The sequence below is a fragment of the Anabaena sp. CS-542/02 genome (genome assembly GCF_028331085.1).
In the GTDB taxonomy this organism is placed as follows: Bacteria; Cyanobacteriota; Cyanobacteriia; order Cyanobacteriales; family Nostocaceae; genus Anabaenopsis; species Anabaenopsis arnoldii.
In genome coordinates this window covers 1-13,852 of sequence record NZ_JAQMTM010000152.1, presented here as the reverse complement: position 1 = coordinate 13,852, position 13,852 = coordinate 1, and the positions used below count along the sequence as shown (strand labels likewise).

General features: G+C 41.7%; 11 protein-coding genes and 3 pseudogenes. 2 read left to right on the top strand and 12 right to left on the bottom strand.

The features are described 5' to 3' along the window. The 6 genes and pseudogenes from PN447_RS15685 to PN447_RS15660 all read right to left on the bottom strand — a co-directional run. On the bottom strand, positions 1-218 hold a 218-nt coding region (locus PN447_RS15685), incomplete at its 3' end, for a zinc ribbon domain-containing protein (protein WP_271763953.1). A 21-nt stretch (positions 219-239) separates the two neighbouring features. After that, positions 240-2,297: a ribonuclease catalytic domain-containing protein gene (locus PN447_RS15680; protein ID WP_271763952.1), complete on the bottom strand. Its 2,058-nt coding sequence runs from the start codon at positions 2,295-2,297 to the stop codon at positions 240-242. 97 nt (positions 2,298-2,394) lie between these two features. Then, positions 2,395-2,610, bottom strand: a complete 216-nt coding sequence (gene rpsR / locus PN447_RS15675; RefSeq protein ID WP_271732602.1) for a 30S ribosomal protein S18 — start codon at positions 2,608-2,610, stop codon at positions 2,395-2,397. A gap of 2 nt (positions 2,611-2,612) precedes the next feature. After that, entirely contained in the window at positions 2,613-2,807 is a 195-nt protein-coding gene (gene rpmG, locus PN447_RS15670) for a 50S ribosomal protein L33 (protein ID WP_271732604.1), read from the bottom strand. Positions 2,808-2,851: 44 nt separating this feature from the next. After that, positions 2,852-3,058 (bottom strand): annotated as a pseudogene (locus PN447_RS15665) (RDD family protein); the annotation flags it as partial. Positions 3,059-3,449: 391 nt separating this feature from the next. Beyond that, the gene (locus tag PN447_RS15660) at positions 3,450-7,640 is read right to left on the bottom strand and encodes a chemotaxis protein CheB (protein WP_271763950.1); all 4,191 of its coding nucleotides are present in this window, start codon (positions 7,638-7,640) and stop codon (positions 3,450-3,452) included. 181 nt (positions 7,641-7,821) lie between these two features. Here PN447_RS15660 and hisD point away from each other — a divergent pair, with 181 nt between their 5' ends. Then, entirely contained in the window at positions 7,822-9,102 is a 1,281-nt protein-coding gene (hisD, locus tag PN447_RS15655; protein WP_271763949.1) for a histidinol dehydrogenase, read from the top strand. On the opposite strand, the gene PN447_RS15650 is transcribed toward hisD, so the two are convergent. From PN447_RS15650 to PN447_RS15630, 5 genes and pseudogenes are all read right to left on the bottom strand, one after another. Beyond that, entirely contained in the window at positions 9,094-9,696 is a 603-nt protein-coding gene (locus PN447_RS15650; RefSeq protein ID WP_271763948.1) for a thioredoxin family protein, read from the bottom strand. The genes hisD and PN447_RS15650 overlap by 9 nt on opposite strands. A 156-nt stretch (positions 9,697-9,852) precedes the next feature. Then, positions 9,853-11,121 (bottom strand): RNA-guided endonuclease InsQ/TnpB family protein, encoded by a 1,269-nt coding sequence (locus PN447_RS15645; RefSeq protein WP_271763947.1) that lies wholly within the window; start codon positions 11,119-11,121, stop codon positions 9,853-9,855. Then, a pseudogene (locus PN447_RS15640) lies at positions 11,114-11,185 on the bottom strand (IS200/IS605 family transposase); the annotation flags it as partial. The pseudogene PN447_RS15640 and the gene PN447_RS15645, both read right to left, overlap by 8 nt. Positions 11,186-11,380: 195 nt before the next feature. Beyond that, a complete protein-coding gene (locus tag PN447_RS15635) occupies positions 11,381-11,719 on the bottom strand; it encodes a type II toxin-antitoxin system PemK/MazF family toxin (protein ID WP_271763946.1) in 339 nt (112 codons plus the stop codon). Further along, positions 11,706-11,930 (bottom strand): CopG family transcriptional regulator, encoded by a 225-nt coding sequence (locus PN447_RS15630; RefSeq protein WP_271763945.1) that lies wholly within the window; start codon positions 11,928-11,930, stop codon positions 11,706-11,708. Before PN447_RS15630 ends, PN447_RS15635 begins: the two co-directional genes overlap by 14 nt. 48 nt (positions 11,931-11,978) lie before the next feature. Between PN447_RS15630 and PN447_RS15625 the strand changes: the two are divergent. After that, a pseudogene (locus tag PN447_RS15625) lies at positions 11,979-12,161 on the top strand (IS701 family transposase); the annotation flags it as partial. A 464-nt stretch (positions 12,162-12,625) separates the two neighbouring features. Here the strand turns inward: PN447_RS15625 and PN447_RS15620 are convergent. Next, the coding region (locus PN447_RS15620) for a type ISP restriction/modification enzyme (protein WP_334311110.1) at positions 12,626-13,852 on the bottom strand (1,227 nt) is incomplete at its 5' end.

Below are 13,852 nucleotides of genomic sequence, written 5' to 3'. Positions count from 1 at the left end.
TCCATTGAATGACCACAACTTCCACAGTTGTAAATTCTTTCTTTTAGTGGCATATCTTGGATATGCCCACAATTTGAACAGGTTTTGCTTGATGGGTAAAATCTATCAGCAATTATAATTTCACCACCAAACTTTTTAGCCTTGTATTCTAACTGGCGCTTAAATTCATAAAAACCACAATCAGCGATTACTTGGGCTAATTTATGATTTGAAATCATCTAGGCTACTACTCACACAAGTTAAGATGCTGACTGACTTTCTTGATAGATGATTTCTTGAAACTGAATCATATCTTTTTGCGGGTCTGCATGAGCAACTTTTACTAATAGCTGTTCGCCTAATCCCACGGAGCGTTTAAAGAACATGGGGAACTGTAGCCCTAGGTCTTCTAATAAGATTAGTCCTAAGTTGCTATCTTCTCGTAGCCACATTAACAGTGTGACATCCCAGACTTTATCTGGATGACGGCGCAAATATTCTAAAGACCAATATCTATTAGTTTGCCGTTCTACCATTGTCACTTCCTGGGTGGTAGATATGACTGTCATCATCACTTCTTTGAGCTGTTCGGCGGAAAAAGGCGGAACATCACCGCGCAAATGGGCTTTGAGTTGAAAGTGAGTCAATAAGTCACTGTAGCGCCGGATAGGAGAAGTTGCTTGAGTGTAGGTATTTAAACCCAAACCAGCATGACGTACAGGGGTGATACTCATTTCACTCTTGGGCATACAACGGCGCATGGCGCAGGCGCGGACAAATCCGGCGGGGAGTAACAGCAGTTCCTCATCTGGGGGTAATTCTGGTTGTGGTTGACCGCGAAATGGCAAAGGTATATTGTGAAGTTGACCGTAACGGGCGGCTACTTCACCAGCCAAAATCATCATTTCTGCTACCAACTGCCGCGATGAGGAATCATCTAAAATATCAATGTCGATCTGATCGTTTTTGACTTTGATCATAGCCTCGGGCATACTGATACTGATGGCTCCTTGATTATACCGCCAAGATTTGCGCCGTTTTGCCCAGTTGGCGATCGCCTCAATTTCAGGTTCTGCTTGCACTCCCAATTCCAGCATCTCATCTACATCTTCGTAGGTGAGGCGATAGGTAGGTTTAATCAAGCTGGGATGAATAGTATAATCTTCTACCCCTCCTGTTTGATCTAATACCACCCCAAAGCTCAAGGCGCAACATATCTTTCCCTGTACCAAGCTCATGGGGCCTGTTGCCAACAATTCTGGGAACATGGGAACCATCCCCGTCGGCAAATAAACTGTACTTCCCCGTTTTCTGGCTTCCAGGTCTAATTCATCTTCTGGCGCTAACCACCGGGTGGGGTCAGCAATATGCACCCACAATCGTTCCCGCCCTTCTGGAAGTAATTCCCAACTTAAACCGTCGTCTATCTCCGTCGTGCTTTCATCATCAATTGTGTATACTTTTAAACCCGACAAATCTAGGCGATTTATATCTAAGTCCGTAGGGGGGGAATCTAAACGTTGTTGCGCCACTTCTAATACCTTGCTAGCAAACTCAACCGGAATTGCGGAACGACGCACAAACAAGTTTTCATGAGCATCCCACCAACCCAAATCTATTAACAATTGAAAGGCTGCTGGGGGGGTAGCAGTACGACCGAGCATATTCATTGTTTCTAACACTGGAGCTGGGGGAGGATATGAGCGGGCTAGGTTATCATAATTTACTCCTAACCGCACAACATCCGCCAGCAGAGCCGCGTATTTTTCCAGTGCTTCTAATTTCTGGCGGTCATGACGTTGCCAATCCACTGTTTCACCCCGCAGGGCTTGCTCTACACGAGCCAAAAATTCTTGCTGTCCCCTGGCTTTAAGTGCCTTAATTTCGATTTGGTGTTTTAGCTCTGCTACCTGAACCGAAGTCCGTGGTTCATAAACCTCTCCTTTTTGCTTGAAATACAGTTTATCTTCTGATAACAAACAATGGGCGGCATAACAAGCAGCTGGTTCTGATTCGGAAAACAGCAGGTTGGCCATTTGGGCTGGTGTGACTGTTTCCCCATCTTCTACCAGTAATTCCCAAGCTACTTCCAAACTAGAGGGATCTATGTAAGGTTGAACTTGCCCTTGAAAAATCTCTATATCCGAGGACTTATAGGTTTGTCCGTTAACTATATAACTAATTTGTCTAGGGGCGAGGCTGTGGGATTGACCACGTTCATCGATCACAAACCAACGGGTCTTACCGTCCGGGCGTTCTACTACACCCAAACGGCGATCGCCTTGAACCCTAAATTCAACTAGCGTACCCTTCTCCACAACTCTCGCTATTTATTGGTGAACATTTTTAATAGTTTCAAGTTCTGAGTTAGGAGTTTTGATTCTTAACTCATCACTCATAACTCATGACTTGTTTTTACGCTTCTGCATTGACAAATGGCAATAAAGCCACAATCCGCGCCCGTTTAATTGCCACTGTCAAGTCTCGCTGTTGCTTACAGGTTAGCCCTGTAATCCGACGTGGTAATATTTTACCGCGTTCGGTAATAAACTTGCGCAACAAATCAACATCTTTATAATCGATTGGTTCTCCTGGCTTAATGGGAGACAGGCGACGACGATAATAACTCATCTTTACTTGATTTCCTTATGAACAGTATGTTTGTTACAATGGGTACAGAACTTTTTCAGTTCTAACCGGTTAGTCGTGTTGCGACGGTTCTTGGTGCTAGTATATCTGGAAACACCTGGCGATCGCTTATCTGGGTTACTACGACACTCTGTACATTCGAGTGTAACTATTATGCGGACACCTTTACTCTTAGCCATAATCTTAACAAACAGTCAAGCCTGAAGAGAATTAACACAAATTACTATCTTATCACACTTCGGCGCATTTTCTCAGCTAATCGCTTAATTTTAATATCTAAGGAATAGCCACGGCGGGAAGAAACTATCACAGTCCCCCCATAGCGATCATGGAGAGCTTGCTGCATCTGATTGTCAGACAAAGCAGCCCCACAGTCAATTGCTAAGGGAAGTAATAGCAGTATAGCTGTGGGATTAGCTGTGATATTACTCTTTCTATAGTCATATCAAAATATAGTGGGAGCGTGAGAACCCCTATGCTTTAGCGAGGGGATGAAACGTGACTCAACAGGATTTATCCTGTCGTATCCTTAACACAAAAAGCTTTGACAGGCATTGACAAAGCATTTTTGTGTAGTTAAAATAGAACAAGCATCCATAAATATGGTGAAAAACCCAAAAGATGCCACTTAAGTAGCCACACAGCTAAGTATAACCTTAGCCAAGGTGGGTAGGGGAGTTTTGACAGTCCCAAAACAATATAATTTATTTAATAGATTAAGTAAATCATATTGTAAACGTTGCGTAGCATGGCTTGGGCCTGCGTAGCAACATCAGTTCAGAATCCCCTGTGTTTCAACCAGGGGAAATGTCAAAGTCATATCATCTCCCAGCTAAGGTAGCGACTATAGATAATAATTGATCCGGTGGAATGGGTTTAGCGGCGTGCATCTGATATCCTGCCGCTAAAGCTTCTGTATTGTCTGCATCTTCAGCATAGGCGGTGAGGGCGGCAGCGGGAATTTCCCCCCCGGCTTCAGGACTCAATTCCCTCACCTGACGAATTAAAGCATAACCATCCTCTTCTGGTAAACCGATGTCAGATAGGAGTACATCATACCCACCGGGGTTTGCCTTCAGTGTTGATAGAGCTGCTTTTGCTGATTCTACTCCAGTCATCTCAACTCCATACTCTTCGAGCACTATTTTAAATAACTCCAGTATATCTGCTTGATCATCTACCATTAGTACCCGCAAACCTTCCAGATGTGGGTAGTTATTAATTGGCATTTGGGCTACATCTGCAACAGACCCCGAGTCTGTAGCTGTGGGCAAAGATTTAGGTTGCTGGTCAGCTAACAGAGGTAGCCTGACAGTAAAAGTTGCTCCTTGACCTTCACCCTGACTCTGGGCTTCAATAGTCCCGCCGTGGAGTTCTACCAAATAGCGGACAATGGACAGACCCAGTCCCAATCCTTGATTCGAGCGGCTTCTGCTCCCATCTGCTTGACGGAATCGGTCAAAGATATAGGGGAGAAAATCAGCACTAATGCCTTGACCCGTATCACTCACTTGAATCTGAGCTGCAAAATCACTGTAATCTAGTGTGATGGTAATCCTGCCCCCCACTGGGGTGAATTTAATAGCGTTAGAGAGTAAATTCCAAAAGACCTGCTGTAAGCGAGTGGGATCCCCTAGCATACTTGTAGGTGGAGGGGCTAGGCTGGATTCAATGGCAATCTTTTTGGCTTCTGCTGAGAAACGGACAACCTCAATGGCAGATTCAATCACGGAGACTAGATTCAGCGGTTGGGTATCCATCCGCAGCCTACCCGCACTAATGCGGGAGATGTCTAACAAATCCGTAATCAGATGGGCTTGGGCTTGGGCGCTGCGCTCAATGGCCGCCAAGCCCTGATCAATTTTAGCTTGATCAAATTCCTTTTTCTGTAATAGCTTGGCCCAACCCAGCATAGAATTGAGTGGGTTGCGCAGTTCGTGGGAGAGAATTGATAAAAACTCATCTTTGGCACGGTTGGCTGCTTCCGCCCCATTGCGAGCTGACTGTTCTTGCGCCAAAAGTCTTGTGCGTTCTGCTTCCAATTGCTTTTGCTGAGTGATATCCTCAATCACTAAGAGAATCATTTCCCGATTATCTACTAGTTTCATTTTCCGGCCATTGAGCCGCATGATTTTGTGTCCGATGTTCTCAAAGTTGTGTTCAACTTCTAGACCTTGAAACTGGTTCTCATAGGGAAGAATTGCTTCTAAAAGCGATCGCAACTGGGGAATATTCCACTGTTTATTACCAATTTCGTAAACTAGGCGTTGTTCTGTTTCTTCTGGTACAACCTCGAATGTATCATAGAAGAATTGATTGGCGCTGATCACGCGCAAATTAACATCTAGGACTATGAGAGACTGGCGCATAGTATCTACAATAGCCTGGACATAATCTCTGGATGTTCTTAGCTGTTCAGAACTGCGTTTGAGAGCATCAATATCAACCAAAATTACTACAGCACCATCAATTTTATTGTCAATTGTCCGATAGGGTCTAATCCGCAGGTCATACCAACGCCCGTCTCGGTCTTGAACTTCTTGTGTTTTAAAGTTGAGAGTGTTAATTACCTCTAAAATTTGTTGCTGCAAGTCCGGAATATTCAAGTTGTGATTAATATCACTAATTGGTCTGCCCATGTCACTGGGAATGAGATTAAATATTTTCTCAGCTACCGGGGTATAGCGTCGAATTTGCAGATTTCCTCCCAACATCAGGATGGGAATATTAATACTGCTGAGGAGGTTTTGTAAATCGTTAGTGACTTGGGTGGACTCAATATTACGCCGTTGCAATTCGTCATTAATGGTATTTAGTTCTTCATTGGTGGCTTGAATTTCCTCCTTAGCCGTTTCTAATTCCTCATTGGTGCTTTGTAATTCTTCGTTGCTAGAAAGAATTTCTTCGTTAGCGGCTCGTAAATCTTGATTAGTGGCTTGCTGCTCCTCTATAATTGATTGCAGATACTCTTTATTGGCGCTTAAATCCTGTTTGAGTCGGTTAATCTCCTGCTCTTGATTGTTGGGCTTGCGTCGCCTAGACTGTCCAGGAGCCGTCACTATCTGTGAAACAGCTGTTGAAGAGGATATATCTGTAAATAGAACTAAAAAGTACCATTCTCTAGCCGCAGCTGGTTTAAATGGTACAACATCAATTCTTACCTGCCTGAGTTGCTGATTATCTGTAATTTGGATACCTGACTTATTCACCGGTACATGTCGGTTTTTGGCTTGATGAATAGCGGTGCGTAATTCTATCCGTAATTCGTCTTTCGCCATCTTCATTAAGTTAAAATTGGGTCTGCCTGGTGGGGGTTGCAGATAAGGACTGGTGTATCCCCGGAATTGCAAAATTTCCCAATCTTCGTTAATAATCACACCCACAGGAGCGTATTCATTTAAGACAATCCGGTCAGCTGCTTTGTATAATTCTATGTCATTCCATGCGTCTGAGCTCACTGCTGGCTGGGTGTTGGGACTTTCTAAAGGATAGTTGTTTGTGATCAGATCAATGCCCAATCGATTCGGAGTGATTTTTCGGGAGTATATCTTATACTTTCTATCAACCAAACCAAACAAATGGGTGAACTCACCTACTGTTTCTGATGTGCCTAACATCAAAAAACCATTGGAATTTAAACCGTAGTGGAAAATAGGCAGCAATTTTTTCTGTACGGCGCCACCCAAATAAATTAGCACATTCCGACAGGTAATTAAATCCAACCTGGAAAATGGGGGGTCGCTAATCAGGTTGTGTCTGGCAAAAACACACACCTCCCGCACTGCCTTACTAATTTGATAACCGCCCTCCACTGATATAAAGAAGCGCTGTAAGCGTTCTGGTGAAATATCTATTACTTGATTTTTTTTATAAATACCGTTGCGCGCTTTTTCAATTACTGATTCATTTACATCAGTCGCAAAAATCTGGATAGGAATATTAATTAGCTGATTACTTAAAAACTCTAGCAAGCAGATAGCAATAGAATAGGCCTCTTCACCTGTAGAACAACCTGCTACCCAAATGCGGATGGGTAAGTTTGGGGTTCTATCTTTAGTAATAATGGGAAAAACTTCGGTTTTTAAGGCTTCAAAGGCTTCAGGATCACGGAAGAAACTAGTAACAGTGATTAGTATATCTTGATATAAAGCGTTAACTTCTGCGGGGTTCTGTTGGAGATAACAGACGTAATCTTCTAGCCTGTCTAATTTATATAAAAGCATCCGCCGCATGATGCGCCGCTTTAAGGTTGTTTTCTTGTAATGGCTAAAGTCCACTTTTGTCGCACTTAGCAGCAGAGTGAAGATGGTGGACAGGGCATCTCCGGTTTCATGTATTGTATTATCTATGGCTTTGACTGAGGTGGGATGATTAACGTAAGGATGACGACTGATATTGGCTAATTCTTCGGCAATTTGTTTTGGTGTCAAAATAAAATCTACATACCCAGAAGCCACAGCTGTATTCGGCATGGTATTCACTTTTGCCGATTCTTTACACTGAGCAAAAGTGATTCCACCCGCTGCTTTGATGGTTTCTGACCCCTGTGTGCCGTCGCAGTCACCCCCGGATAATACAACGCCAATGGCTTTGTTACCCCGGTCTTCTGCTAAAGAAATAAAGAAACTATCAACTGTCATGGAAAACCCATGAGTCTTGGATCGCGGACTTAGTTTCAGCACCCCTTGATTAATGGTCATCATGGCGTTAGGTGGAATGACATACACATGATTTGGTTGTACAATCATGCCATCTGATACTTCCACCACAGGCATTTGGGTGGCGCGAGAAAGAATTTCTGTCAATAAACTTTTCTGATGGGGACTCAGATGTTGCACCAAAACGAAGGCCATACCCGTATCAGTAGGTAAATGACTCAGTAATTCCCGGAATGCCTCCAATCCTCCCGCAGAAGCACCCATCCCCACAATGGGAAATAATTCGTTTTGGCTCACCTGTTCGCCTTCTGAAGCGTTTGCTGGATATTTATTGCTGGAAGGGCGAGAAATCATGATTTTTAGCCGAGCAGATTTTGGAAAATTGTTATCTAGTTATCCTGGTTCTACTCTAGCTAAAACTAACTCACGAATGTAGACATCTGCTCAAAGCTAGAAAGTAATGGTTATGCAGTCCGGCAAGATTTAAGTAAAATTAAATTACGGCAAAACCCGCATTCATCCAGAGATATAGTCTATGCAGCTACTTAAAACAACCGATACAGATTTTTCCGTTAGATTCAAAGCACTGGTCAGCGATCGCCGGGAAGCAACGGTTGATGTTAGTGGTACAGTGAAAAATATTCTCGCTGATGTGAAAGTGCGCGGCGATGTGGCAGTTAAAGAATATACCAGCCGCTTTGATCACTATACTCCCCCATCCTTGCATTTAACCCCCGATTTTATCTCGGAGCAAGCAGCACAATGTCCGCAAAATGTCAAGGAATCTCTCCAACTAGCTGCCGACAGAATCGGGTCCTTTCACCAAAAACAACTCCCCCAAAATATTGGTTACACCGACACAGCAGGAGTCAAACTAGGATTAAATTGGGTTTCCCTCTCCCAGGTGGGTATCTATGTCCCCGGAGGACGCGCCAGTTATCCGAGTTCTGTACTGATGAATGCCTTACCTGCTAAAATAGCGGGAGTGGATAGGATTGTTATGGCAGTACCTATGCCAGGGGGTGCGATTAACCCCGCAGTCCTCGCCGCCGCCCAAATTGCCGGGGTGACGGAAATATATAGTATAGGCGGATCCCAGGCGATAGCCGCTTTAGCCTATGGTACAGAAACTATTACCCCTGTAGATAAAATTGTCGGACCTGGTAACGCCTATGTTGCCGAAGCCAAACGCCAAGTATTTGGAACAGTGGGTATTGACAGTGTAGCTGGACCATCAGAAATTTTGGTAGTAGCAGATAGCCAAAATAACCCAGAATGGATAGCTTGGGATTTACTTTCCCAAGCAGAACACGACCCCAGCGCCCAATCAATTTTAATTACCGATTCTGCCCAGTTTGCCGAAAATGTGATACAATCCATTGAGCAAATTCTCACCCATCTCCCTACAAAAGAAGTAGCAACCGCCAGTTGGCAAAAACATGGTGCGGTGATTTTAGTCGAAGACCTCACCGACAGTATACCACTATTAAATCAGTTAGCTCCCGAACACGTGGAACTGTGCATAGATAACCCCCAAGGATTTGCTGATCAGATTAAATCTGCGGGGAGTATGTTTTTAGGACGTTACACCCCAGAAGCCATTGGGGATTACCTAGGCGGACCTAACCACGTACTTCCCACCGCCCGGTCAGCCCGTTTTGCCTCCGGTTTAAGTGTCTATGACTTTCTCAAGCGAATTACCTATTTAGAGTGTAATCAAGAAGCACTGCAAAAAATAGGTAATGCCGCTGTAACTCTAGCAGAAACTGAAGGTTTACCAGCCCATGGGGGTAGCGTATCTATCCGCCTACAGTGACCCTGAATTAATTACCTGACTCCCATGACTGCGGGGGTCATCTTGATTATTAACCGGTGCTACTGGGGCGCGAAATTGGGACACATCCCCGCTAGTTTGCCCATAAGGTAAAGATGACCCCGTAACTAAGGCTTCTAAGTTACTGGCCATGACTGTACGGGGTTGATCTCCAATGCTTTGGGCGATGGTTTCCCCATCTCTACCCAAAAAGACAAAGTGGGGAATACCATCTACTCGGTATTTGAGCATCTCTGGGAGCCACTTGTTATTATCTACGTTCAACATGACAAAGTTTACTTTCTCGCCATATTGTTGTTTGAGTTGGGCAACATCAGGAGCCATTTTTTGGCAGACAGTACACCAGTTAGCGTAAAATTCGACTATTGAGGGTTTACCGTTGCTGATAGCCATTTCTAAGGGAGTTGATGCTTTATCTAGGTCTGCTAAAGAGGCGGAGGTTGTCTGGGTTTTCAATCCTAATATTAAGGCTACGCTCAGGGCGATCGCTACTATGGCAATTAAGAAGTTTCTCACCCTGATTCCAGTTGTGGTTTCAGGCTGAGAAGTAGAATTAATAGGGGATTCTGTAGTCATGGTTAATTTATTAACAGTTATTAACTATTGTGATTTTTATATTGGAAAGTATCAAGTATTTGTATTTGACTTGTATTAACGTGAGTTCGACGGAACTAAAAAATGGCACGAGGGAGAGCAGGCAAATATTTTGGGTAGATTTGATACTCCCCACGGCTAAAAGCCGGGGGATTCTTGAATAGTCCACAAACGAACCTTCAACGGTGCTATCAAAGACACCCTACTGACTCCACTTAGGTCTAAACCTAGTTTTATCGCTACTTTAGCTAAAATATTAGCCGCTCCATTAGCATCAGCGTTTAATAGGATATTTCCTGCTGTTCTAAACAATCCACGATTCACACGTTTTCCTGATGATTGCCACCCTTCCGGTTTTGCACGAAATGTAGGTAGCACATCACCATCTAAAAAACTAGCTTTACTGGTATACGATTCCTCTGTTTCTAGAAATTGAATTTTATATTGGTTGCATAATTGCTCAATACGATTTTTTAATTTAGCTGATGGAATTTGAACAAACTTTTGATTATTAAGTTTCCCCATATCAGCTTGATCTTTTTGTTTTTTATTCCACCCGAATACAATTGTGCCAATACCGTTATTTAAGCAATGATTAATTACCAATCTTGCAGCTTTATTGACGGCATCCCTAGCTTGACGATTGCGTTTTTCAGTTATGTGGGCTAATTTTTCATTCCAGAATCCTTGAGGCTTATTTTCTTTAATAGTCGCAATCTGTTTGTTGTACCATTGATTCATTGATTTTAAATGTTTTCCATCAATAATAAAACTTGTCCCAATATTAGAGACGCAAGTCACCCAATTGTTTATACCGTGGTCTATACCTAATACCTTGGACTTATCTAGATCAACCGCAACATCGATCTGCTTGTACACATATTCGATATAAAAACACTTGTTTCTTGGTAAAATCCTAAACTCTCTAATGCTTTTAAAATCAAGATTTGATGGCATTGGCAAGCAAAAAGCATCTAATCCAAACCACGTTTTTACTTTAGTACCAAGGGGAAATCTTAAAAGCCCTTCTTTGAGTTTTACATCTGCTTTTGGATAAGTGACAAGAGATAGTCCACCTCTCCGGTATCCAGGGAGCCTAGGACGTTGATCAACTGTTCCTTCTTTGACTGCTTTAAGTAACCCGATGAATGACTTAAAAGACTCTGCAACTGTAGTTAAACATTGTTGAGCAACGTGTGAATACATTGATTGAAAATGGAGGTTGCTTTTAAATAATTTATGCAAATCGTACTTTCCAGGGATCTTGCCAGTTTTAAAGTACAATTGTCTTGCGTAATAAGTCCCGCAATTAGCAAGTTTAGCTGATTCTCCACACAAAAATTCCAGAATAGCAGCTAAATCTTTATCAGGCTTAATTAAGTGTTGTTGACATCCGTAATTAGACATTCTTTTGGTTTTCGATATATTGCTTAATCACTGACAACGGCGCACCACCGACGGTAGACACAAATATGAAGATTATATGAAGTAATTTATGTAATCTTGAATGTGGCTAAAGCCACTGAATCGCTTTAATGCGACTAAAGTCGCAATCGACTTATCCCCATGTCTGAAGCCAGGGGCTTGCGTCTCGTTTATTGGTCAAGAATTATTACATCAAATTCAGCAAAATCACAAAGTGAGACGGGAATAATTTGACTATCTGCTACTGCAACGCTAAATGTAACTTCATAGCATCATCGACCAAATCTATCAACTCTTGACTTAAACACCCTACCACATCTCCTAAAATGCGCTGTTTAGAAATTGTCCGAATTTGTTGCGCTTGCACCTTAGAACGTTTAGATAAACCCGAATCTTCTGGATTTAATAAAACCTCAAAAGGATATACACGACTGGTATTAGATGTAATGGGTAAAATCGTTACCGTAGTAGAAGCATTATTATTAGAATCATTGCTAACAATGATTACAGGACGGCGTTTATCCATTTCTGACCCCACTGCGGGACTAAGATTTGCAAAGTATATTTCACCACCTTTCATCACTGAGTCCATCCCCTACGGTTAAATCCCATTCTGGGTCAATTTCCTGCGCTGCTTCCCGGTAAGCTCGCTCTAATTCTTGATAACGCAATAGCTCTATAGCTAATTCAATTACTGCTGAACGAGATTTACAGCCTTTATTTAATTTGTAATTTTCAATAAACTGCAATAAAGAGGATGGTAAAGAAATGGAAATTTTTTCAGATTGCATAATATTACCAAATGGTAATTCTATCTTTACTACTTTAGAGTAGCATAAATGGTTAAAGATAGCCAAGCAATCAAAACACACATATTTTGTTCACTTCAAGCATTTGTTGGTTTAGAAAAAATGCGATCTGAAAACCTCATTTCTAATTGGTATGAATTGCCAATAAATTTATTTACTTTAGTTGTGCGCGACTACATTTTGGACAATCTTACTAATGTTTGTGCTGCTTAATCAACATGCATTAGTTTTTTGCCAATGTGTAACTCCTAGAGATATTAAAATGCGTAGATAATTCTTCTGTTCCCACTCGGTGAGGACATCAATCGAATGAATACTGTTCACGGTTGACGGTTAACGGTTGACTGTTAACTGTTAACCAGTTCATAACTGATTTATAGGGGCTTCACTTGTAACTATTCTCCTAAAACCTAATTATGGTTGGGGGATGATTGCATCTGTACTCAGGCGATCGCCTTTAACAGCAGCGCTTACGCATCTTGTGAAGATAATCAAATAGATGATTTTTCAGTCAGATAAATCTGACTTTAGCTATTAGACAGGGGTTTCTAACCCCTGGCTCCCCGTGTAGCATCAAACAGGGTATTTAATCCCAGAGCGATCGCCTTTAACATCGCCTTTAACAGCAGCGCATCCCGTCAAGTTAATCAGATAGGGGATTTCTAACCCCTGTCTCCCTAGCTATCAGACATCTGATTAACAATATTCATGGTTTCCACACTGACTCTACACACGCGCATTAATAAATCTATGACCTGTTCTTTATAGTCTACAAACCGGTAAGTATTAAACTTTTCCGCAATGGTGGGGTCTTTGGGTTTCTTCTCTTTATATTGATCTAAAATCCATTCCAAGGCGCAACGATTGCCTAACATATATTCCCATGCTATACTGGGTATACCTTGTAATGTGGTCACATCATCTAAGATAATACTCCCTTTGGTTTTATCAGCTTTTAACTTCGGCTTGGGTGTGGTTTGGTTACCCTTTAAAGGAATATCAACCCGACTGAGTTTGTAGGGTGTGACGGTTTCATAATTAATATGTAAATCCATGAGTTGTTTTCCCCAGTCCACCCATTGGGGAAAGTTATCATATAAAGGTAAGCGCGGGAAGTCTCGTTTTAAATTGAGTTCGTATTTTTGGCGGTACTCTGGGTTATGTAGCACCCCATAGGTGTAGTGGAAGATATCTATTTTAGTAATTGTTGTGTCTTGGTAATGGGTGTGAATTTGTTCTAGTCCCCAGTCGGTGATGTTATCTATGCGCTTTCCTTCTTGGTCGTATATGTACAGGGGGATACATTGGGAATCACCTGTTAGGTGTAAATCAATTAGTACATCTGAACTAAGACAGTGAAAATATTTACTTGAACCAATAGCTGAGAAAGCTATAACCTTATTCTGACCATTTAAATTTTGTGAAAACATCTCATAGTGATTTTGAGTCAGTCTATGATTAAATATTTTTTCTGTGTAATGATATAGCTTAAAATATGGTCTATATAAAGATAATTTTACTAACTCTTGATTAAAAATAACTTTTATGCCACTATTGAAATAACTTGTTAGTGAAGAACTCCATTTAATATAATTATTTATAGTTTTTGAAGCAACACAAGAGTTATACACATGAATCATGTTTTTCATTTTCTTGATTAAATCTGATTGATTCAAATCATAAACCCATTCATCTCTTGTAGTTTCTACACCCCTAGAAAACAACTTAAATACAGCTTCTTGTCCTTTACCTGCTTTCACATTCTTATCAACCACAGGTAAAAGACTATCAAAATCATTATCAGTTTGATTTATCCAGTTACCATTACTATCTGGTTTAAAATGAGTAAAACCTAAATCTTTAAACTTTTGAGAACTAAAATATTTTTTCTTATCCTCTGCATT

Bases quoted from the DNA above. Each gene is read 5' to 3' on its own strand.
- rpsR (WP_271732602.1), bottom strand. From the start codon at position 2,610: ATGAGTTATTATCGTCGTCGCCTGTCTCCCATTAAGCCAGGAGAACCA.
- rpmG (WP_271732604.1), bottom strand. From the start codon at position 2,807: ATGGCTAAGAGTAAAGGTGTCCGCATAATAGTTACACTCGAATGTACA.
- PN447_RS15660 (WP_271763950.1), bottom strand. From the start codon at position 7,640: ATGATTTCTCGCCCTTCCAGCAATAAATATCCAGCAAACGCTTCAGAA.
- hisD (WP_271763949.1), top strand. From the start codon at position 7,822: ATGCAGCTACTTAAAACAACCGATACAGATTTTTCCGTTAGATTCAAA.
- PN447_RS15650 (WP_271763948.1), bottom strand. From the start codon at position 9,696: ATGACTACAGAATCCCCTATTAATTCTACTTCTCAGCCTGAAACCACA.
- PN447_RS15645 (WP_271763947.1), bottom strand. From the start codon at position 11,121: ATGTCTAATTACGGATGTCAACAACACTTAATTAAGCCTGATAAAGAT.
- PN447_RS15635 (WP_271763946.1), bottom strand. From the start codon at position 11,719: ATGAAAGGTGGTGAAATATACTTTGCAAATCTTAGTCCCGCAGTGGGG.
- PN447_RS15630 (WP_271763945.1), bottom strand. From the start codon at position 11,930: ATGCAATCTGAAAAAATTTCCATTTCTTTACCATCCTCTTTATTGCAG.